A 20,957-nucleotide genomic window follows, 5' to 3' on the forward strand; every position below is an offset into this window, starting at 1 on the left:
AAGTGGAAACCGAATTTTGGAAGCAGAACCCGCCGCAAGCAATAATAGAAATCAAGGCAAATGCCTAGGAACAAAACTTGGGGCACTTCATTCATTTATTTATCCTTTCTTGCCCCAAAGGCTAAATCCACCTTTGTGAGGTGTTCTGTGTGCGCCTTTTTCAACTAGCTGCATTCTTCCAGTCTCCTGATGGTGGTGCCAGGTCAACCCGTTAGCAGAGCGATACTCTTGCGAGGCTTAGTTTGCCGGCCGCAGCGCTTTAGTTTTAAGCAGCCGGATCACCATCCACGTACCAGCCGTGGCGAAGATTCCTATCAGCACCGTCGCAAGAATATAGCGGGCAGGGGAATCCGCGTTCATGGGCCATGCGGGGAAGGCGATCAACCACAGCGGGGTTCTAGCGAGGACGTCTCCGCCCAAGGTCACGGAGACGATAGTGCAGACGATGCACAGTGCCAGGCCACTCATGATGCCCAGACGAATCACGATGAGAAGAGAGAATACCGAAATCACATATCCCACCCCAATGGCTAGGGGCAGTTGGACGGCCGTCGTCGAAGCTGAGCTGCCAGAAGCACTAAGTGCGAGCGAAGCGCCCACGCATACTGTGGATACTATCCCGAAAAGCCACCAGAGGAGCGCGCTGGAACAATGGCGGGATTCAATGTGGCTGAGTGGCCATACCGGCGCGAGTAATGGCCACACCACAACCGGTAACACACCCGCTCCTACAGGGAGAAGCAGAAAAATAAAGAAGCCCTGGACATAAGTCGGAGGGTAGAAAAGGACAAGAAATAGCAGTGCCAAGGCACTTAACGCCAAGCAGGCGATAACCGCTGGGCTGCACGCCGCTCGGTGGAGACCAACCAGCGCGCCTACCAAGCGGGGGCGGGCGGTGGCACGCGGTGCTGTGGCTGGGCGCCATGTGGCAGTGGTGCCGCTGGAGGCAGCGGTCGTCTGGCCGCGGCGAGGTAAAGCGAGACGGCGCAGGCGGCGCGGAGTGACGATGGCCGCATAGACGCCCACTGCTGCGAGAAGTAGCGTCAGAGCGAGGGCCGGCAGCGGACTTTCTTGCAGGAGTGGATCGCCTGGATCCAAGGGCACGGAATTTTGATGAATGTGCAATGAATGAAGCATTAGCCGCATGGGCCAAGCTGGTGGAAAAGCCCACCACGTAGGGCCTTCGACGACCTTGGAGGTCACGCTTGAAACCTGCCAGATAACGCTGAGTATTAGTGTCGCGCCAAGGCCATAGCGCCGCGAGCAGGCAGAAGCAAGACCAGCAATGCCAATAGCACCGAGGACGGAATACAGCCCGGCGAGTGCCACAAGGTGGTGCTGTTCGCGGCCTTGTGCGAACACTACTGCCCAGGACACCCCAAAGTTGAGGAGATGGAACGCGCCCAGGCTGGCGAGCACTACAACTAAGCGGGCAATGTGTTCGTAACGAGTAGTGAGGCGGCGCCACAAGGTGCCGCCGCCACGGGCAAGAACCTCACGGCGCTCTGTAACCGCGGCAAATACCGCAACGAGCGGCGCGTACATGCCGGTGACAAACATAGATTGCCAGCCGAGAACACCGGTAGCATCCTTAGCCGGGGAAGCGATAGCAGAAAAGACTATGGTCATTAGCGCAAGCGGTAAGGCGAGAAGAGGTAGCCACTGCACAGCGCTGCCACGGCTGCGCAGCAACTCTGCCGAAAGGTAGCGCTTAAACATCGGCCTCACCACCCAGGGAGGTGAGGCGGAAGAACTCGGACTCCAATTGGCCGCTGGGGGCAAGCTCCTGCAAGGACCCGGAATAGCGAATGGTGCCCTGAGACAAAATGGTGATGTCGTCGGCCAAATGAAGGACCTCGCCAAGCTGATGAGAGCTGACCACAACAGTGTGGCCGGCTGCTGCCAAGTCTCGCAGCAAAGTACGCAGCTCCACTATGCCCTGTGGATCAAGACCATTTTGAGGTTCATCCAGCAGCAAAATTTCCGGATCCCCTAATAAAGCCTGCGCCAATGCCAAGCGGGCCTTCATACCGGTGGAAAAGGATTTGGCTTTCTTAGAACCGACCTCGGCGAGTCCCGCAATGGCTAAAACACGCTCTACCTCAGACTCCGGCAGGCCTAGCAAGCGGGTATGTACGCGCAGGTTGGCAGCGGCGGAAAGATGCCCGTAGAAGGCGGGCCCGTTCACGGATGCCCCCACGTGGTCGAGTACTTCACGTGACCAAGGAGCACCAGCCACGCGTACTATTCCGGAATCTGCCGGCAGCAGGCCAAGGAAGATGGAAAAGAGGGTGGATTTTCCGGCCCCGTTGCGTCCAAGAAGGGCGTGGACTCGGCCAGGGGTGATACGAAAATCCACATCCCGCAGTACCGCGTGGGAGCCAAAGGATTTGCTGACGCGTTCAAAGGAGATCTCAAAACTCATACCGCCTAGTCTCGCGGCACAGCGCCGCAATCACCTCCGCCTAGGCTATGGACCTTAGCGCGAAGTTCTCCTACCACGGTAGGAGGCTTAGGCGATGCCAGCCTTTTGCGCCAAGAGCACTAGAGCTACGCGGTCGCGTGCAGCCAGTTTGGAAAGCAGAGAGGAAATATGTGTCTTGACAGTCGTATCCGCGATGACCATTTCACGGGCAATTTCCGCGTTGGTGGCACCGCGGGCGATGAGGGCTAGGACTTCTCGCTCGCGACGGGTGACAAGGCTTAAGCCCTGGCGCTCTTGCGCGCTCAGCTGCCCGCGCGCAATTGCGGCGCGGTAGGTCTGCAAGACTGGGCCGGTTACCTTAGCGGCTAGGACCGATTCGCCCTTGGCGACGTCGCGCACCGCTCCCACCAGTACATCCGGGTCGGCGTCTTTGAGGAGAAACCCATGCGCGCCAGCGGCGATAGATTGAGCCACCAAATCATCTTCATTAAACGTAGTGAGCATGATGATTCGGCAGTCAGGCACCCGAGAAAGGATGGCTTGAGCCGCGGCAATGCCGTCCATTCCGGGCATTCGGATATCTAGGATGGCGACGTCAATGCGGTGGCTTATCGCGGCGGTAACGGCTTCGTTGCCGGTGTGCGCGGTGGTAACGACCTCAATATCATCCTGAGCATTGAGGATCGTGGACAAAGCGGCGGCGAGCAGCGCTTGGTCATCGGCAAGCAGTACACGAATCTTAGACACGGTTTTCCCTCTGCAACGGAAGTTCGGCGAGCAGGGTGAATTTTGTGGCATCGCCCCAGCTCTCTAGCTTTCCACCCAATGCGTTGGCACGTTCTTCCACACCGATCAGGCCCACGCCGCTACCTGGGACTTCGCTGGGAGTCGGGGAGGGAGTGGAAGAAATTAGGGTGAGTCGGGCGACGTCGGCAAGCGCAAGCTCCACATCCACCTGGGTTCCTGGGCCCTGGTGGCGCAACGCGTTGGTCAAACCCTCAGAAATGATGCGCACCAACGCCAATTGCGTAAGTGCTGGAGCCTCGTAGGCCTCAGGTATATGCGCGTTAATGTCCAAGCCTGCCGCCCGGAAGCCATCGATAATGCCCTCGATGTGTTCTAGCTGCGTGGTGGGCTCCAGAGAGGTTGGTCCGGTGCTTCGCAGTGCAGTGACGATGCCGCGGACCTCTTCCAAAGCAGAATCCGCGCCATCACGAATACTGGCCAGCGCATCGTGGGCAGCCTCAGTGTTTGCACGAGCGGCAATGATCCCGGCGTTTGCCTGAACCTTGATCAACGTGAGGGAATGAGCGAGTACATCATGCAGCTCCCGTGCGATGAGCAGGCGTTCTTCTTCTTGGGCTTGGCGAAACCGCTCATGCGCTAGCCGCTCGCGCTGGCGTGCTAAATCGAAGTAGCGCGCAGCTATAAAATATGTGCTGCCTAGAACCGCCCAGTGCACGACCAACATGGCCAAGTAGCGGCGGTCCAGTTGGTAATGCAAAAAGAAAGACTCCGGATCTATGCGCCACATGAATGGCGAAATGAAGGAGCCAAGAATAGTGAGAGCCAGTACCGTGCGGGGAATGGCGCGGCGTGTGACATAGCGGGAGGTGGCATACACCGCCATGGGTGCAGTAAGCGCCCACGGGGTAATTCCCAGGTTAGTGGGAAGCTGGCTCATCCAAGCCATCGCCCAAGCTGCGAGAAGCACGATAAAGCCCGTGGCGCTGAGCACGGGACGGCTCCGCCAGACCCACATAAATGGCAGGAATAGCAACGATAGACCTGCCTGAATAATCTCAATTATGCTGGGATTCTTCGCGGCAGAAATGACATAAAATAGCGCAATGAGCACCGCCACCGCAGTGAGGATTTTATTTCCTAAACGCGCTTCCGCGACGGTGTCAGTGCTCATGATTGAAGATAGTAATACGGCCGGTGCTGCTACTTCTTCTTATCCTTCTTCTTGCCCTTCTTTGAGGTTTTCTTCGCCGTCTTCTGCTCGGACTTGCGCTCCAGCTTGGCTGCTACATCAGGCACATAGCGGAACTCTTCGCGGGCGGGGCGCTCGTAGGTCTCGCCATCAGATTCAGGGCGCTGCGGGATTTCAGGCATCTTGCGCTCGATCTTCTCGTAGGGAATGGTGCTGAGAAGGTGCGAGATGACATTGATACGCGAGCGCTTCTTGTCTTCCGATTCCACGGTGTACCACGGGGCGGTTGGGGTATCGGTGTGAATGAACATGGCATCCTTCGCGCGGGAATAGTCCTCCCAGCGGGTAATGGATTGCAGGTCCATAGGGGAGAGCTTCCAGCGGCGTAGCGGATCATTGCGGCGGGACTCAAAGCGCTTAATCTGCTCCTCATCGGAGACAGAGAACCAGTACTTGCGCAGCATGATGCCGTCTTCTACCAGCATCTGCTCAAAGGTAGGTGCCTGGTGGAGGAAGCGGACGTATTCCTGATCGGTGCAAAAGCCCATGACGCGTTCGACGCCGGCGCGGTTGTACCAGGAGCGGTCAAAGATGACAATTTCGCCCTTCGTTGGCAGCTTTTCCACATAGCGCTGGAAGTACCACTGGCCCTGCTCACGGGAGTTCGGGGCGGGCAGCGCCTCGACGCGGCACGTACGTGGGTTGAGGTACTGGGTGATGCGCTTGATAGCAGAGCCTTTGCCGGCGGCGTCGCGGCCTTCCATGATGATGACGACGCGGGCCCCGGTTTCAACGACCCACTGCTGCATGTCCACGAGTTCTGCCTGAAGGCGCTCGAGTTCCTTCTCGTAGGCCTTCTTGTTGAGTTTCTTAGGGGCTTTACTGCTCTTTGTGCTCATTGTCTCAGCTTAACCGCCGTTGATAGCAGGGGAGAAAACTGCACCGCCCTCGTTGGAGTGAGAATCTGGGCACAGTCTAAGAGCAGGTACAGCCTGGACCGCAGCCTGGTTCGCCGAAAAAAGTTGTATTGGAAATATGCCCCAAGCCCTCAATAGCAATGGTGACATTTTGACCATCTTGAATAAACTGCTGCGGCTCCCGTGCAAATCCAACGCCCTCTGGGGTACCGGTAACGATGACGTCTCCCGGATTGAGCGGGTAAAGCTGCGAGCAAAACTCGATCAGCTCAGCAACTGAAAAGATAAGGTCATCGGTGTTATCGCGCTGCCTTTCTTCGCCGCCCACGGTAGTAGTAAGTAAAGCACCAGAACCAGGTGCCCATTCCTCCGCGGTGGTGAGCCACGGGCCGAAGCCTGCGGTGCGATAGAAGGACTTACCGGCATGGAACTGGCTCGTCTGACGCTGGAAATCGCGCAGCGTGTAGTCATTCATGATGGCATAGCCGGCGACATAGTCGAGCGCCTCATTCCGGTTCACGCGGTGGGCGCGCTCGCCGATAATGACCGCCAGCTCGCCTTCATAATCCAGCTTCTGTGTGGCATATTCTGGAATGAGGACATCATCATAGGGGCCGGTGAGGGCATCGGCGAACTTGATGAACAAGGTGGGGTGTTCGGGGAATTCGCGTCCCATTTCGCGGATGTGTTTGGCGTAGTTAAGCCCGACGCAGATAATCTTGCCGGGATTCGGGACTACGGCCTCCAAGTCGGCGTGGTCGAAGACCACGGGTTCGCCGGAAAACTGTGCGGCTTTTCGCCAGTCCTCGCTGCGTAGCAGCTGGCCCACATCCTCATAATCCAATTCGACACCCACGTTATCGCCGTCGATGCGGATAGCGGAAGTGCCAAAGCCGGTGCGGAGGGTAGCCAGTTGCATGGCGACTATCCTACGCGCAGGATCTCATCCACCGCGTTCGCGCAGATAATGGGGATCTCCACCTTTTCCTGCTTTGCCCAAGGCTTGAGCACAAACGACGCCGGATCCATACGGCCTGGTGGGCGCCCAATGCCAATCGAAAGGCGCTTATAGTCCTTTGTCCCCAAGGACTTGGTGGTGGAGCGCAAACCATTATGGCCGTGGTCGCCGCCACCGTCACGGAGTTTAATGGTGCCAAAATCGAGTTCCAGTTCATCGTGGACGACGATGATATTGGCGGCGGAGAGATGAAAATATTGTGCTAGGGCTTTGATCGGCCCGCCGGAAAGGTTCATAAAAGACCGCGGCTTCGCACAAATAATTTTACGGCCACCTGTCATGCCCTCGGCGACCTCGGTATTGGTCTTCTTGTGCACCGAAAAGCTGCTCATGAGCTCGCCAGCGAGTTCTTCAGCTACAGCGAAGCCGATATTGTGGCGGGTTCCTGCGTACCTGGGGCCAGGGTTACCAAGGCCTACTACGAGAAGTGGAGTCACGCGCTCAATTGTCTCATACAGCGAAAGGAAAACGGCGAAACCGCCGCGAGGTGTATTTCTCACGGCGGTTTACGTACAGGAAGGGGAAGGGATTACTCCTCTTCAGAGTCAGAGGACTTTTCGTCCTCATCTGCGGACTCGGCACCAGCGTCAGCGCCGCCTTCCTCAGCAGCCTCGGCTGCTTCCTCGAGCTCCTCATCAACCTCAGGCAGGGAGATGGATACGATGACGGTGTCTTCTTCTGCCACCAAGGTGGTGTCTTCCGGCATGGTGACATCGGCAGCGGTGATAACCGCGCCGTCCTCGAGGCCCTCGATGGAAACCTCGAGCTCCTCCGGAATGTTCAGTACGTCTGCCTCAACCAGCAGTACGTCAGCATCCTGGATGTGCATAGTGCCTGGGGCCGGCTCGCCGGTCAAGGTAACCGGAACCTCAACCTCAACCTTCTCGCCACGCTTAATAGCAAGCAGGTCAACGTGGTCGATATCGAAGGTCAGGACGTTCTGATCAACGTGCTTAACCATGGTCAGGTACTGCTCACCGTCGATCTCCAGCTCCAAAACGGCGTTGACACCGTTGTTGCGGACGAGGGACTGGATGTCCAGCAGCGGAACTGCGAAGTGAACCGGCTCCTGGTGGGCACCGTAGATGACGCCTGGGACCTTCCAGTCGCGGCGCAGGCGGCGTGCGACACCCTTGCCAAACTCGGTACGTGCTTCAGCCTTGATTACTGGGCGCTGTGCCATGCTTCATTCTCCTTAGTCAAAGTAGTGCGGCGCGGCCAACGCGATAAAACGACGAAAGCCTGCCGATGGACGTCTTGGACGAGTCATCGCAGGCGTATATAAAAGCAACGTGCTCTAACTTCAATCGCGTCGATAACGGCTTCCTCATCCTGAGGTCGCCCTCGCCGAGACTGGGTTAGATTAGCACGCGTACCGTTAGCAAATCAAAAGCCGCCGAAGTAAATTCTCGGCGGCTAGTGATAGTAGATCATGTTTAGGCGCGGTCAAACAAGGTGGTGACAGAACCATTCTCGAAGATCTCGTGGATGGTCTGTGCCAAAAGCGGTGCGATGGACAGCACCGTGAGGTTAGACCAGCCCTCGGTGGACTGCGGCAGGGTATCGGTGGTGATAACTTCCTCCGCACCGCATTCAGACAGACGCTCGCGGGCGGGATCAGAAAAGACGCCGTGGGTGCAGGCAATGATGACCTTCTTGGCGCCGGCGTCCTTCAGCACGCGCACGGCGCCAGCAATGGTGCCGCCGGTATCAATCATGTCGTCGAGAAGCACGCAGTCCTTGCCCTCAACATCGCCTACTACGCGGTTGGATACCGTCTTATTGGCCTCGGTATTGGAGCGGGTCTTGTGCACGAAGGCCAGCGGGGCATCGCCCAAGTCATGGGCCCACTTTTCCGCAACCTTTACGCGGCCGGCATCCGGGGAGACAACCGTGATGTTATCGGTGGCGTACTTGGACTTGATGTAATCGGTCAGGATGGGCTGAGCATGCATGTGATCAACCGGGCCATCGAAGAAGCCCTGAATCTGATCGGTGTGCAGGTCCACGGAGACGATGCGGTCCGCGCCGGCTGCCTGCAGTAGGTCTGCCACTAGGCGAGCGGAAATCGGCTCGCGGCCCAAGTGCTTCTTATCCTGGCGTGCATATGGGTAGAAGGGCAGGATGGCAGTGATGCGCTTCGCGGAGCCGCGCTTGAGAGCGTCAATCATGATGAGCTGCTCCACCAGCCACTTATTGAGCGGCTGAGTGTGCGACTGCATTACGAAACAGTCTGCACCACGCACGGACTCTTCAAAGCGGATGAAGATTTCGCCGTTAGCGAAATCGCGGGCGGTAGTAGGAACCAGATCCGTCTTCAGCTCCTTAGCCACAGCCTCCGCCAGCTCTGGGTGTGCACGCCCAGAGAAGAGCTTCATGTTTTTGCTGCTACCAGTTACCTTGCCAGTCATGGGAGAATATGCCCCTTACTTTTCGTTGTCCTGCGCACGGGCTGCGGCCTCAGCCGCGGGAGTACCCGGACGCTTCTTTTGAACCCAGCCCTCGATGTTGCGCTGTTTGCCACCGGAGACTGCGAGTGCTCCCGCAGGAACATCGTCCTTAATTACTGTACCCGCACCGGAGTACGCGCCATCACCGACATTGACCGGAGCGATAAACATTGTGTCAGAACCGGTGCGCACGTGGCTGCCGATGGTGGTGTGGTGCTTGTTTACTCCGTCGTAGTTTACAAAGACGGAAGAGGCGCCAATATTGGACTGCTCGCCCACGGTGGCATCGCCGATATAGGTCAGGTGCGGCACCTTGGAGCCGCGACCAATTTGCGCATTCTTTGCCTCTACGAAGCCGCCGAGCTTTCCGTCCTCGCCCACCACGGTCTTCGGGCGGATATAGGTAAACGGGCCGACCTTAGCGTTGGTGCCGATGACAGAATCGCTGCCATGAGTGCGCACGACGGAAGCACCTTCGCCCACTTGCATATTGGTCAGGGTGGTATCGGGGCCAATCTCGGCATTATCGGCGATGCTGGTCGCTCCCCACAGCTGGGTGCCGGGGTGAATGATGACATCGGAGCCCACGGTGACATTGACACCAATCCAGGTGGTCTCCGGATCTACGATGGTGGCTCCGCCGCGCATCGCCTTTTCCACCATGCGTCGGTTGAGCTCGCGGCCGGCAGCGGCGAGCTGCACGCGGTCATTGACGCCCGCCAGTTCGGCCGGATCCGCTGCCACATGCGCGCCGACGCCGTGTCCAGCGGTGCGGGCGATCTCGAGCACATCGGTGATGTATAGCTCGCCTTGGGCGTTATTGGAGTCGAGCTTCTGGAGGGCGTCGGCAAGCACGCGGCCGTCAAAAGCGAAGACGCCGGAGTTGACCTCATCGACTCGGCGCTGCTCTTCGGAGGCGTCCTTTTGCTCGACAATGGCGGACACGCTGCCGTCCTCAGCGCGGATGATACGGCCGTAGCCGGTGGGATCCTCTAAGCGCATGGATAGCACCGTTACCGCATTGCCCTGCTCGGTGTGGGTAGCGCGCAGGCCCTCGATGGTCTCTGGGGTAAGTAGCGGTACGTCGCCATTAGTGACGATGATGGTGCCCTCAAACTCCGGAATCGGCTCCAAGCCGCAGGCCACTGCGTGGCCGGTGCCCAGCTGTTCTTCCTGTACTGCCTGCAGCACCTCGCAGTCCAGCTCCTGGGAGATGGCATCCACAGCGGGGGAGACCTGGTCGCGTTGGTGGCCTACCACCGTGACAATGCGTTCCGGATTAATCCCGGCCGCGGCATGCAGAGCGTGGCCGAGCAAGCTGCGCCCGCCAATCTCGTGCAAGGTCTTTTGCTTGGTGGATTTCATGCGGGTGCCGGCACCAGCCGCAAGGACGACTACGGCACACGGGGTTGTTGCTACCACGGGTTTTTGAGCTCCTGGGGGTCGAGTCTGATTCTTCTCCGGACTACATCCTATAGCCCGAGTGCGATTTATGTGTGAGAAACCTCTTTCAGGCTGCGGGCGCGCCACACCCCGAGAAAGCCGATGAGGGCGAGGAATAGCAGGGCCGCCTCTGGCCCGGCCAGCGCCACCACGGAGGAAATGCCACCGACGATGAGCAAGATGATGCCCATCATCGTATTAGCCGCACCTACGTACTGGGTGCGCTTATCGCCACCGGCCATATCCACCACGTAGGTCTTTCGCGCCACTCGAATGGCCGTGTGCGCCAGATTCACGGCGAAAAAGCCAATGGGCATGACCCAGGCATTGACCCCATCTGGGGCCCAATGTGAGCTGGCGACCAAGAGCACCAGCACGATGGAAGCCACGGCCGCTCCCACCGCCATGGTGTTTTTGGAGGACTTATCGGAATACACCCCGGAGATTCGCCCGCCCACCAGCGAGGCTAGCCCCGAGGCAAGCACGAATCCGTACAGCCCGGACAGGTTGGTGCTAAGCAGCACGATAAAAGAAGTTGAAAGCGCCGATACCAACAGCAGCGCGCGGACGATGACAAAGTTGCGAAATTGTCCGTCGCTAGTAAAAAGCTGCCAGGTATCTTTCCACCACTGCTTATCGATGCCCCCTTCGGTTTCCTCTGGCACCGGCTCATCCACGCCCGAAAATACCCACGCGGCGATGGCCCACGTGGCCGCGCCAACACCGAGGACCGTGCCCATCATGGGGATACTGAGCTCGCCCAAAAAGTAAAGGATAACGCCGGTCAGCAGGGTAGCGCCGCCTCCGAGTGCTGCCGCGCTGCCGGTTACTCGGCCACGCGCGCCTTTGGAAATCGTGCGCGCCTGTACGTCCTTGCCCGCAATCGAGCACAGTGCGCGGAAAAGCGAAAGCGCCGCTAGGGCCACCAGTGTTACTACTCCCAGTGCCGTCCCACGAAGGAAGAATGCTGCTAGCGCAATGACCGCGGCGGATATCGCTTGGCCCAGCGAACCGATAATCCACAGGCGCTTACGGGCCCTATGCGTAGTCACCCACGGGGTCAGCGCCGCCTGCGGCAGCATAGAACCAGATTCGCGAATAGGGGTGAGCAAACCGGTAAAGAACGCAGGCACGCCGGCTGCACTAAAAAGCGCTGGCAGCACCGTCTTGGCCGCCACAATCTGATCACCCAAATTTTGCAGGCCATTGGACCAGATGAAATACCGGGCATTGGATTGAGACATGAGAAATTCGATCTTTCAGAGAAACGAGTTGGTTAAATTAAAGCCATGTTGACACGCCGGAGACTAAAACACGGCCGCAGTCACGCCGAAATTCTACCCGTGGGGCAGGAGGCCTAAGAATCATGCATGATGTTGATCCCCTCATCAATTCCCTCTATCAAGCCTTTGACCTCCTTGGCGTGGTGCTAAACGGCATCATTGGTGGCACCATTGCCCGCCGCCGCGAATTCGACATCGTGGGTTTTGTATTCCTCGCCCTCTTTTCTGGGCTGGCCGGTGGCATGATTCGTGACATGCTCATCGCAGATGGGGCAGCGGCTGCGATTTCAGATCCGTGGTACCTCGGACTCGCCTGTGGAGGAGCCCTCGTTGCGTTTCTTATCGATCTTAAGGGCAAGGCATGGGAGCTTTTCCGCGAACATGGTGATGCCATCATCCTCGGCGTGTGGTCCACTACCGGTTGCGTCAAAGCACTCACGCACGGCATGCCACTTATTCCCTGCGTTTTCCTTGGCGTGCTTACCGCGGTGGGCGGCGGAATGGTTCGCGACGTAGCTTCTGGGCAAATCCCCTCTATCTTCGGCGGCAGCCCTCTTTATGCCGTGCCGTCCATCCTGACCGGCATCGTTATGGTGACCTTCGCCCACAACGGGCAATTTGCCCTCGGCATGATCATTTCCCCCATCGTCGGAAGCGGCATGGCCATCTTGTCTTATTGGCGCGGCTGGGTGTTGCCCCGCGCTGGTGTAGCCCCCGTTAATTACACCGCGGCCCAGGTGGCTGCGATTGCGAAGAAAGCCGAGCTCAAAGGCTTTCGACGCGGCAGGAAGAAAAACTAAAAAAGCTTCCCCACCAGGACTCGAACCTAGAATGACGGTACCAAAAACCGTAGTGTTGCCGATTACACCATGGGGAAACACAGCAAATTGCTGTAGGCATAGCGTACCTGACGCACCCGGGTAAATCACAAATTGCGGGGCGGGGGATAGGGTAGAAGGTATGGCTCGACAAAGGATGACCGGCCGAGAACGGCGCGAACAACTCATTTCCATCGGACGCACCGCATTTGCGGAACTAGGGTTTGAAGGGGCCAGTGTCGAAGAGATCGCGGCTCGCGCCGGGGTATCCAAGCCCGTTGTCTATGAGCACTTTGGGGGTAAGGAAGGCCTCTATGCAGTCGTCGTTGACCGCGAGATGTTGGCACTGGAAAAGGTCATTACTGATTCTTTGGAAAATGGCAGCTGGCGCGAGCGCATCGAGCAGGCCGTGATGGCCATCTTGACCTATGTTGAGGAAGAAACCGATGGATTCCTCATTCTGGTGCGCGATGCCAAGCCAGGCGATGAACGCAGTTTCTCCACGCTGTTAAATTCCGCGGTAGGCCAGGTGTCTTATATTTTGCGAGAAGCGTTTGAACACCGTGGTATCCAGCCGGATTTGGCGGATATTTATGGCCAAGCGCTGGTAGGAATGGTATCTACCACGGCGCAATGGTGGTTAGATGAGCGCAACCCGGGCAAGGAAGTCGTCGCCACGCATATTGTCAATCTATGCTGGAATGGTTTGTCCGGTATGGAACTAAAGCCCAAGCTAGGAGGCAAATAGATGGCGACCCCAATGCTGGCCGGCTTGCTCAAGGTAGCAGCCTCGGACCCCAAGCTTAAGGGCATGATTTCTCATGTGGGGGAAGACCTCCACATCACAGGTTTGGATCAGTCTCGGCCGTGGGCCTTGGGAACTTTGGCCCATCACGCCCCGGTGCTGGTGGTGACCGCCACCAGCCGCGAGGCGGAAGACCTTAGCGCAGAGCTTACGGCGATGCTGGGGGAAAAGGTGGCCATGTTTCCGGCATGGGAGACACTGCCGCACGAGCGTTTGAGCCCTGGCGTCGACATCATCGGCCGCCGCGCCCAGGTTTTGCACAACTTGGACAATGTGCAGGTCATCGTCACCGCTGCCCGCGGGCTGTCCCAGCCTATCCTCAAGGAAGTGGAAGGTCGTGCTCCCATTCACATCGAAGAAGACCATGAGTATGACTTCGATGAGGTGGTCCGTGAGCTTGAGTTCCGCGCCTATAAACACGTAGACATGGTGGCCAAGCGCGGCGAGTACGCCACTCGAGGTGGCATTATCGATATTTTCCCCACCACGCTGGACTATCCGGTCCGCGTTGAGTTCTGGGGCGATGAGATTACCGATATTCGCCAATTTTCCGTAGCTGACCAGCGCACCATCCCGGAAATCGAGGTCGGCCGCGTAGATATTTTCCCTGCCCGCGAGCTTCCTATTACGGATGCTATTGCTCAGCGTGCGGCCGACCTTGCCGTCAAGCACCCCGGTAATCCCGCCTTGGTGGAGCTTTTGACCAAGGTGAGCGAGCACATTCCGGCCGAAGGCATGGAGGCGCTTTTGCCCGTGCTTTCCGACGCCCCCATGATCACCCTCCCCGAATTCCTCCGCCCCACCACTCACGTGGTGATGGTTGGCCCGGAGAAGATTCGCCGCCGCGTCGCGGATTTAGAAAAGACCGATGCTGAATTCCTGGCCGCTGGCTGGGAAGCCGCGGCCATGGGTGCTGATGGCCCATTGGCCACCGAAGGACTCGATACCGAGGCCTCGAGCTACCGCTCCTATGAATCGCTCGAGGTTTCCATCGGCGAGTCCGACCTGCCGCTGTGGACTTTCTCCCCACCGGGAATGCTTGCCGCCCCAGAAGAGGAGACCCTCCCACTCGAATTCGAGCCAGGGCCCACCCCGCGCGGCAATATCGAAGAAATCGATGCCATGATGGCCCAACTCCTCGCGCATACCAACGCCGGGGGCCGTGCGGCCTTCATCGCTCCGGCACAGGGCGCTATCAAGCGCATGGTGGATCGCTTCGCGGAAAAGGGCATCCGCACTAAGGTTGCTACCCCTGGCTGGGAGCCCACCGCCGGAGAAGTCACCCTCTATCAGGCGCTAAGCCATGCTGGATTGGTGTTCCCCAAGGTGAAAAAGCCCAAGGACGCCGAGGCCCTCCCGTTGGTCGTTGTCACCGAAACCGATCTGACCGGCAACCGCGTAGGCGATATCGCCGAAGCGAAGCGGCGCCCCGCCAAGCGCCGCAATAAGGTCGATCCGCTTGCCCTAAAACAGGGCGATTTTGTGGTGCACGAAACCCACGGCATTGGCAAATTCTTAAAGATGGCCGAACGCACCATCCAGTCCGGCGAGGAGACCAGCCGCCGCGAATATATCGTGCTCGAATACGCACCCTCGAAACGTGGCCAGCCCGCCGACCAGCTCTGGGTCCCCATGGACTCTCTGGATTTGCTGAGCAAGTACACCGGCGGCGAATCGCCCCACCTGTCTAAGATGGGCGGCTCCGATTGGAAGAACACCAAGAAGAAGGCGCGCGCCGCAGTACGCGAAATTGCGGGCGAACTCGTTGAGCTTTATGCCAAGCGACAAGCAGCACCCGGCCACCAATTCGCCCCTGACAATCCGTGGCAGGCGGAGATGGAGGATAATTTCCCCTTCGTCGAAACCGAAGACCAGATGCTTGCAATCGACGCCGTCAAACAAGACATGGAATCTACGGTGCCGATGGACCGCGTCGTCGTCGGCGATGTGGGCTATGGCAAGACCGAGGTGGCCATCCGCGCTGCTTTCAAGGCCGTACAAGACGGCATGCAGGTGGCCGTTTTGGTGCCTACCACGCTGTTGGCGCAGCAGCACTTTGATACTTTCAGCGAGCGCATGACCGGCTTCCCTGTCAAGATCGAGGTGCTCTCGCGCTTTACCTCGAAGAAAGAAGCCAAAGACATCTTTAAGGGATTGGCCGATGGCAGCGTCGATATCGTCGTTGGCACGCATCGCCTCCTGCAGACCGGTGTGCACTGGAAGAACCTTGGTCTCATCGTCGTAGACGAGGAGCAGCGCTTTGGTGTGGAGCACAAGGAACATATCAAGGCTCTTAAAGCCAGCGTGGACGTGCTCACCATGTCCGCTACACCTATTCCGCGCACCTTGGAGATGTCCATGGCGGGCATTCGCGAGATGTCTACCATCCTTACCCCGCCGGAAGACCGCCACCCCGTGCTGACCTACGTCGGTGCCTATGAAGACAAGCAGGTCGCCGCGGCCATCCGCCGCGAGCTGCTGCGCGATGGTCAAACCTTCTTCATCCACAATAAGGTCTCTGATATTGAAAAGAAGGCCCGCGAGCTGCGTGACTTGGTACCTGAGGCTCGCGTCGTCGTCGCGCACGGCCAGATGAACGAGGAAGTGCTGGAGCAGACCGTCCAAGGCTTCTGGGACCGCGAATATGATGTCCTTGTGTGTACCACCATCGTGGAAACCGGCCTGGACATTGCTAATGCCAATACCCTCATTGTGGAAAACGCCCACCATATGGGCCTGTCCCAGCTACACCAGTTGCGTGGGCGCGTGGGTCGTTCCCGTGAGCGCGGCTATGCCTACTTCCTGTATCCGAAGGGCGCTACGCTTACGGAAACCTCTTATGACCGCCTAGCCACCATCGCCCAGAACAACGACCTTGGTGCAGGCATGGCAGTAGCCATGAAGGATTTGGAGATGCGTGGTGCCGGTAACGTGCTCGGTGCCCAGCAGTCCGGCCACATTGCCGGCGTTGGCTTCGACCTTTACGTCCGCCTTGTTGGCGAGGCGGTAGAAACCTTCAAATCTCTCGCTCGCGGCGAAGCTCCTACCGTGACGGATGAGGGGCCAAAAGAAATCCGTATCGATCTCCCCGTGGACGCGCATATCCCGGAGGCTTATATCGATTCCGAGCGCCTGCGCCTAGAGGTCTACCGCAAGCTTGCAGCCTCGCAAGATGACGATGATCTCAAGGCCGTTATTGAGGAAATGGAAGACCGCTTTGGCCCGCTGCCACAGGAGGTCTTACGCTTACTGTCCGTCGCCCGCCTGCGTCACCAAGCGCGCCGCGCCGGGGTATCGGATATTACTGTGCAGGGCACTCGTATCAAGTTCCACCCAGTGGAGCTGCCGGATTCCAAGCAGGTGCGCCTCAAGCGTTTGTATCCAGGATCCAGCTTCCGCGCGGCGGCGAAGGCCATCAACGTGCCATTCCCCAAGGCGGGGCGCAATGTCACCTCGCCCAAGCTGCGCGACACGGAGCTTATTCAGTGGGCGGCGGACTTTTTGAGCGCGCTTTTCGATGTCGAATCGATCACCGTCACCGGCGAGAAATCCGCCGCAGGTAGCGTCATCAGCGTAGGGGAATAGCCACTACACCGTCGACTAGGAGCGCGCCGACGAGGACGTCGGCGCCCTTGTCGGCGCGCTTAGGAAAAATCGAGCCCGATGTCTAGCACGCGTACCGAGTGGGTAAGCGCGCCCACCGCAATATAGTCCACGCCGGAGGTTCCGTACTCGTCGGCTTGGTCGAGGGTTAATCCGCCGGAGGCCTCCAGGGCCGTGGATGGGCTGCGCGCGTCGCGGCGGTGGACGGCGGTGAGGACATCGGCAAGCGCGAAGTTATCCAGCAGCACCATATCCGGGTGCAGCGGGAGCACCTCTTCGAGCTGGTCCAAGGTATCGACCTCGACCTCGCAGGCAATGTCAGGGGTATGCTCGCGCACGCGGCGCAGGGCCGTTGCCACGCTGCCACCCACGGCGAGCACATGATTGTCCTTAATCATGGCGGCGTCGCCCAAGCCCATGCGGTGGTTCGCCCCGCCGCCGGCGCGCACGGCGTATTTCTGCAGCGCGCGCAGGCCAGGCAGGGTCTTGCGGGTATCGCGCACCTGGGCTTGCTTAACGCTATTCGGGGTCCCTGTGTCCGCTGCTGCTGCGATGGCATCGACCCAACGCCGGGTCTGCGTAGCGATGCCGCTTACGTGCGAGACCATATTGAGCATGGTGCGCTCAGCGGCCAGCACGAGGAGGGTAGGCGCCTGCACCGTGGCGATGACCTGGCCTGGGGCAACGCGGTCGCCGTCGGTGGAGTGGAGGGTGATGGTAGCGGCTGGGGCATCGGCAAGCGCGGAGCCCGCGGTATCCACGCCCCACTGGGCTAAGCGCTGGGCGGTGGCCTCAAGGACCTCTTCGATAAGGCCCAAGCCTGCGATGGTGCCGGCCTCGCGCGCGGTGAACTCCGCCGTGCAGCGGGCTTCACCCGGCACCGTGGCAAGCGAGGTGTAATCCGGCCCAAAGGCGAAATCCTCCTCCAGGGCCGTGGCAATGAGCGCGGAGCAGTCCGGCAGCAGCAGGCGCTCCATCTACTCGCCCCCGCCGGGGTTGCCAATGGAAATCATGGCCTCGAGGGACTTGCGTGCCGCATTCGCGATATCTTCAGGCACAGTGACCTCATCGGTCTCTTCTACCAGGCAGCGCTCAAGGGCCGCTGGGGTGATCATCTTCATGTACTTGCACTCGGCGTGGTCATTGACGGCCTGAAAATCGATGTCCGGCGCGGCCTGGCGCAGCTGGTGGAGCATGCCGGTCTCGGTAGCAACAAGCACCTTATTCTGCGGCTGCTTCTGGGACTGGGTGATCATCTGCCCGGTAGAAAGCATGTGCACGCGATCTTGTGCCACCAAGCCTTCGTTGGCCAGGTACAACGCGGAATTGGAGCACCCGCACTCCGGGTGGATATACAGGTCCGCGTCCGGGTTATTTTGGGTCTGTTGGGTTAGCTGCTGGGCGCTAATGCCGGCGTGTACGTGGCATTCGCCGGCCCAAATGCGGATATTTTCCCGGCCGGTCTTGCGTTTTACGTAGGCACCCAAGAACTGGTCGGGGCAGAAGAGGATTTCTTTATCCGCCGGCAGTGAGTTGACCACATCGACGGCATTGGAGGACGTACAGCAGACATCGGTGAGCGCCTTGACCTCTGCGGTGGTGTTGACGTAGCTGACTACCAGGGCATCGGGGTGCTCGGCCTTCCACTCGCGCAGCTCCTCGGCCGTGATGGAATCCGCCAGGGAACACCCCGCGCGCTCATCGGGGATGAGGACCTTCTTATGTGGCGACAGGATCTTGGCGGATTCCGCCATGAAGTGCACGCCGCAAAAGACGTTGATATCTGCATCGGTTTCCGCCGCCTTGCGGGACAGCGCCAGGGAATCGCCGGTGTGGTGGGCAACGTCTTGAATCTCCGGGATCTGGTAATTATGCGCCAGAATCACCGCATTGCGTTGCTCCGCTAACTCTTTGATCCGCTCCGCCCAGGCCTTTCCTGCCGCGGGGTCCGAACCGGTATGAGTAGCAGATGGCATGACGCTAGCATTGGTTTGAGTCACAAGTGCTCCAAAGAAGTGATAGTCACAGGAATTAGTGGGGTGTTATAACCGTACTAAACTGTCTGTGCGCAAGACCACTTGCGATGGCGGGGTGAGGGTATCGACCTGGCCCGGCTGGCGGGGCAGGTGATTAGAGCTCCAGCGATCCTTGGGCGAGGCCGACCGCGGCGACGGTGGCGGCCACCAGCACCACGATGACGATTGACCACTCAAATCCATTAAAAAGCTTCTCGCGGCGCGATAGGCGGGTGAGCACGTACGGGATAATTCCCGGCACGACGGCGAGGGCGCCAAAGAGAATATAAACCGGGTCGGCGGCATAAATGAGCCACAGCGAGTACACGAAGGCCACCAGCGCGATGCCAAAGTGGCGCCGGTTTTCGCGTCTGGGAATATCCGGCCCAGAGAGATCGAACCGCGTTCCGGCGTGCGGGTGGGTCACACCCTTGCCCCGTATCGCTAGCAGCAGCAGATACAGCGAAGAGAAGATATAGGGCAGGAGGTACATGATGGTGGCGAGCTGCACCATCGCGGCATAAGAAGCCTCGTTGACGTAGAAGACGACGATGAAGATCTGGATGGCAGAGGTGGAAATCAGCTGGGCTACCCACGGGGCGCCGGCCACATTGATGGTGCCGATACGGCGGGGGATAAGGCCATCGATGGCCATCATGACGATGGGCTCAGCGCACAGCATTTGCCAGGAAACGTAGGCGCCGAGGACCGAGAGGCACAGGCCGATGGAAATCAGCGCGCCGCCCCAAGGGCCGACGACCTCTGTGAGCACCGAGGCCATGGAATTATCCGGCAGCGCGGCCAACTCCTCCTTCGTCATTACGCCAAAGCTCAACGTGGAAACCGAGACCAAGAGCGCCAGCACGGAGACGAAGCCAATGACGGTGGCGCGGCCAACATCGGTGCGCTTAGCGGCCTGCTTGGAATAGACGGAGGCGCCCTCAACACCGATAAAGACCCAGACTGTAAAGAGCATGATGCCTTGGACCTGCTCAAAGACGCTGGCCTCGGAAGCGCGTCCCCAGAAATCCACGGTGAATTTATCCCAGCTGAACCCGAGGAAAGCAATGAGCACCACGAAGGCCAGGATGGGCACGATCTTGGCAATCGTGGTGATGAGGTTCATGAAGGCGGCCTGCTTGATGCCGCGGGCGAGTACCGCGAAAATTCCCCACGACAAAAGGGAGACGGCGATGGCGGAGGACCAGTAATGGTCGGCGTCGAAAAGCGGCAGGTAATGGCCCAGCGTATTGAAAAAGAGGGTGGCATACCCCACCTGCGCCATAACGGAGCCCAGCCAGTAACCCCAGCCCGAGGTAAAACCAATAAAATCGCCGAGGCCGGCGCGCACATAGGAATAGACGCCAGAATCAAGGTGCGGCTTGCGGCGGGCCAAAATCTGGAACACAAAAGCCACGGAGAGCATGCCGACGCCCGCTACCAGCCAGCCAATGAGCATCGCGCCTGGGCCGGCAACGGAGGCAATGTTTTGCGGCAGCGAGAAAATACCCGCGCCAACGGTGGAACCGATAATGAGCGCGACGAGGGTCCACAACGTCACGGAGTGGGATTTATTCTGGCTGGAGGTCATTGGCCTAAAATACCTTGAATAGCCCCATAATGGGAACTCGGGCTAGACTTTGTGCACATGACTGTGCTGTTGCTCGATGAACGTTGGCCCACGATGATCCCCATGCAAGCACACGGGAAGCTACGCGGCCCCGTTTACTTCACCGGTGAAGTTCCCGTTTCCGTGCGGTGGAATTTTTCCGATCTCCTCGTAGGGGAAGATTCCATCGGAACCTTAGTCAGCACCGACGAATGTGATCCTGAAACCCGCGCTCGCATAGCTACTGGGGAGTCGGTCATTCGGGCCGAATCCCTCGCGGATCCTGTCATGCAGGCGCGCCAGACTATGGCCACTGCGCGGCGCATTGGTGAATGGGAGCGTGAACAAACCCATGCCTCCCTTTTGCCCTACCTTGAGGAAGAGTCCGCCGAATTCGCCGCGGCCGTGCGCAATCGTGAGCCGGAAAGCGAGATTCTCAAGGAGCTGGGCGATATCTTCCTGCAGATACTTTTCCATGCGGAAATCTCTGCCTTTTCGCTTGACGACGTCGCCCAGAGCTTCGTCACCAAAATGCGCGCCCGCGCCCCTTACCTTTTTGATGGCACGGCTGAGATAGTCGATGTTGACACGCAAGAGCGGCTGTGGCGCGCCGGCAAGGAGATGTAGGATAGCTT

General features: G+C 58.9%; 18 protein-coding genes and 1 pseudogene. 4 read left to right on the top strand and 15 right to left on the bottom strand.

Annotated elements, in window-relative coordinates; translation table 11 throughout:
- Positions 1-99: 99 nt before the first annotated feature.
- From WMQ00_RS12045 to WMQ00_RS11420, 12 genes and pseudogenes are all read right to left on the bottom strand, one after another.
- Positions 100-219: pseudogene (locus tag WMQ00_RS12045) on the bottom strand (HNH endonuclease); the annotation flags it as partial.
- Between the two features lie 18 nt (positions 220-237).
- The gene (locus WMQ00_RS11370) at positions 238-1,719 is read right to left on the bottom strand and encodes a hypothetical protein (RefSeq protein ID WP_284835682.1); all 1,482 of its coding nucleotides are present in this window, start codon (positions 1,717-1,719) and stop codon (positions 238-240) included.
- Positions 1,712-2,425, bottom strand: a complete 714-nt coding sequence (locus tag WMQ00_RS11375; RefSeq protein WP_023021926.1) for an ATP-binding cassette domain-containing protein — start codon at positions 2,423-2,425, stop codon at positions 1,712-1,714. Before WMQ00_RS11375 ends, WMQ00_RS11370 begins: the two co-directional genes overlap by 8 nt.
- 87 nt (positions 2,426-2,512) lie before the next feature.
- A complete protein-coding gene (locus WMQ00_RS11380; RefSeq protein ID WP_023021925.1) occupies positions 2,513-3,172 on the bottom strand; it encodes a response regulator in 660 nt (219 codons plus the stop codon).
- The gene (locus WMQ00_RS11385) at positions 3,165-4,343 is read right to left on the bottom strand and encodes a sensor histidine kinase (protein ID WP_340441052.1); all 1,179 of its coding nucleotides are present in this window, start codon (positions 4,341-4,343) and stop codon (positions 3,165-3,167) included. The genes WMQ00_RS11380 and WMQ00_RS11385 overlap by 8 nt, the downstream gene beginning before the upstream one ends.
- Before the next feature lie 29 nt (positions 4,344-4,372).
- On the bottom strand, positions 4,373-5,260 hold the full coding sequence (gene ppk2 / locus WMQ00_RS11390) for a polyphosphate kinase 2 (RefSeq protein ID WP_086588148.1): 888 nt from the start codon (positions 5,258-5,260) through the stop codon (positions 4,373-4,375).
- Positions 5,261-5,336: 76 nt separating this feature from the next.
- Entirely contained in the window at positions 5,337-6,197 is an 861-nt protein-coding gene (locus tag WMQ00_RS11395) for a fumarylacetoacetate hydrolase family protein (protein WP_284835684.1), read from the bottom strand.
- Between the two features lie 5 nt (positions 6,198-6,202).
- Positions 6,203-6,733: an aminoacyl-tRNA hydrolase gene (gene pth, locus WMQ00_RS11400; RefSeq protein ID WP_340441053.1), complete on the bottom strand. Its 531-nt coding sequence runs from the start codon at positions 6,731-6,733 to the stop codon at positions 6,203-6,205.
- 92 nt (positions 6,734-6,825) lie between these two features.
- Positions 6,826-7,479, bottom strand: a complete 654-nt coding sequence (locus WMQ00_RS11405; RefSeq protein ID WP_023021920.1) for a 50S ribosomal protein L25/general stress protein Ctc — start codon at positions 7,477-7,479, stop codon at positions 6,826-6,828.
- Between the two features lie 253 nt (positions 7,480-7,732).
- Entirely contained in the window at positions 7,733-8,707 is a 975-nt protein-coding gene (locus tag WMQ00_RS11410; RefSeq protein ID WP_005323655.1) for a ribose-phosphate diphosphokinase, read from the bottom strand.
- Between the two features lie 15 nt (positions 8,708-8,722).
- Entirely contained in the window at positions 8,723-10,168 is a 1,446-nt protein-coding gene (gene glmU, locus WMQ00_RS11415) for a bifunctional UDP-N-acetylglucosamine diphosphorylase/glucosamine-1-phosphate N-acetyltransferase GlmU (RefSeq protein WP_023021919.1), read from the bottom strand.
- 68 nt (positions 10,169-10,236) lie between these two features.
- The gene (locus WMQ00_RS11420; protein WP_308767371.1) at positions 10,237-11,433 is read right to left on the bottom strand and encodes an MFS transporter; all 1,197 of its coding nucleotides are present in this window, start codon (positions 11,431-11,433) and stop codon (positions 10,237-10,239) included.
- Positions 11,434-11,555: 122 nt separating this feature from the next.
- Here WMQ00_RS11420 and WMQ00_RS11425 point away from each other — a divergent pair, with 122 nt between their 5' ends.
- The 3 genes from WMQ00_RS11425 to mfd all read left to right on the top strand — a co-directional run bounded on the left by WMQ00_RS11425 (position 11,556) and on the right by mfd (position 16,680).
- Positions 11,556-12,272, top strand: coding sequence for a trimeric intracellular cation channel family protein (locus tag WMQ00_RS11425; RefSeq protein ID WP_023021917.1), 717 nt, complete (start codon positions 11,556-11,558; stop codon positions 12,270-12,272).
- A 160-nt stretch (positions 12,273-12,432) separates the two neighbouring features.
- Positions 12,433-13,038, top strand: a complete 606-nt coding sequence (locus WMQ00_RS11430) for a TetR/AcrR family transcriptional regulator (RefSeq protein ID WP_200287858.1) — start codon at positions 12,433-12,435, stop codon at positions 13,036-13,038.
- The gene (mfd, locus tag WMQ00_RS11435) at positions 13,039-16,680 is read left to right on the top strand and encodes a transcription-repair coupling factor (protein ID WP_340441054.1); all 3,642 of its coding nucleotides are present in this window, start codon (positions 13,039-13,041) and stop codon (positions 16,678-16,680) included.
- A gap of 59 nt (positions 16,681-16,739) precedes the next feature.
- On the opposite strand, the gene nadC is transcribed toward mfd, so the two are convergent.
- The 3 genes from nadC to WMQ00_RS11450 all read right to left on the bottom strand — a co-directional run bounded on the left by nadC (position 16,740) and on the right by WMQ00_RS11450 (position 20,304).
- Positions 16,740-17,675, bottom strand: a complete 936-nt coding sequence (gene nadC, locus WMQ00_RS11440; RefSeq protein WP_340441055.1) for a carboxylating nicotinate-nucleotide diphosphorylase — start codon at positions 17,673-17,675, stop codon at positions 16,740-16,742.
- On the bottom strand, positions 17,676-18,698 hold the full coding sequence (gene nadA, locus WMQ00_RS11445; protein ID WP_445293070.1) for a quinolinate synthase NadA: 1,023 nt from the start codon (positions 18,696-18,698) through the stop codon (positions 17,676-17,678). It abuts the gene before it with no gap.
- A 130-nt stretch (positions 18,699-18,828) separates the two neighbouring features.
- Complete coding sequence (locus WMQ00_RS11450) at positions 18,829-20,304, bottom strand: amino acid permease (protein WP_023021912.1); 1,476 nt, start codon at positions 20,302-20,304, stop codon at positions 18,829-18,831.
- A gap of 57 nt (positions 20,305-20,361) precedes the next feature.
- On the opposite strand from WMQ00_RS11450, the gene WMQ00_RS11455 reads away from it, so the two are divergent.
- Complete coding sequence (locus WMQ00_RS11455) at positions 20,362-20,949, top strand: MazG nucleotide pyrophosphohydrolase domain-containing protein (protein ID WP_248099067.1); 588 nt, start codon at positions 20,362-20,364, stop codon at positions 20,947-20,949.
- Positions 20,950-20,957 lie beyond the last annotated feature (8 nt).

This window comes from Corynebacterium sp. KPL2825, assembly GCF_037908445.1.
In the GTDB taxonomy this organism is placed as follows: domain Bacteria; phylum Actinomycetota; class Actinomycetes; order Mycobacteriales; family Mycobacteriaceae; genus Corynebacterium; species Corynebacterium kefirresidentii.

Bases quoted from the DNA above. Each gene is read 5' to 3' on its own strand.
- WMQ00_RS11370 (WP_284835682.1), bottom strand. From the start codon at position 1,719: ATGTTTAAGCGCTACCTTTCGGCAGAGTTGCTGCGCAGCCGTGGCAGC.
- WMQ00_RS11375 (WP_023021926.1), bottom strand. From the start codon at position 2,425: ATGAGTTTTGAGATCTCCTTTGAACGCGTCAGCAAATCCTTTGGCTCC.
- WMQ00_RS11385 (WP_340441052.1), bottom strand. From the start codon at position 4,343: ATGAGCACTGACACCGTCGCGGAAGCGCGTTTAGGAAATAAAATCCTC.
- ppk2 (WP_086588148.1), bottom strand. From the start codon at position 5,260: ATGAGCACAAAGAGCAGTAAAGCCCCTAAGAAACTCAACAAGAAGGCC.
- WMQ00_RS11395 (WP_284835684.1), bottom strand. From the start codon at position 6,197: ATGCAACTGGCTACCCTCCGCACCGGCTTTGGCACTTCCGCTATCCGC.
- WMQ00_RS11405 (WP_023021920.1), bottom strand. From the start codon at position 7,479: ATGGCACAGCGCCCAGTAATCAAGGCTGAAGCACGTACCGAGTTTGGC.
- WMQ00_RS11410 (WP_005323655.1), bottom strand. From the start codon at position 8,707: ATGACTGGCAAGGTAACTGGTAGCAGCAAAAACATGAAGCTCTTCTCT.
- WMQ00_RS11420 (WP_308767371.1), bottom strand. From the start codon at position 11,433: ATGTCTCAATCCAATGCCCGGTATTTCATCTGGTCCAATGGCCTGCAA.
- WMQ00_RS11425 (WP_023021917.1), top strand. From the start codon at position 11,556: ATGCATGATGTTGATCCCCTCATCAATTCCCTCTATCAAGCCTTTGAC.
- WMQ00_RS11430 (WP_200287858.1), top strand. From the start codon at position 12,433: ATGGCTCGACAAAGGATGACCGGCCGAGAACGGCGCGAACAACTCATT.
- mfd (WP_340441054.1), top strand. From the start codon at position 13,039: ATGGCGACCCCAATGCTGGCCGGCTTGCTCAAGGTAGCAGCCTCGGAC.
- nadC (WP_340441055.1), bottom strand. From the start codon at position 17,675: ATGGAGCGCCTGCTGCTGCCGGACTGCTCCGCGCTCATTGCCACGGCC.
- WMQ00_RS11450 (WP_023021912.1), bottom strand. From the start codon at position 20,304: ATGACCTCCAGCCAGAATAAATCCCACTCCGTGACGTTGTGGACCCTC.
- WMQ00_RS11455 (WP_248099067.1), top strand. From the start codon at position 20,362: ATGACTGTGCTGTTGCTCGATGAACGTTGGCCCACGATGATCCCCATG.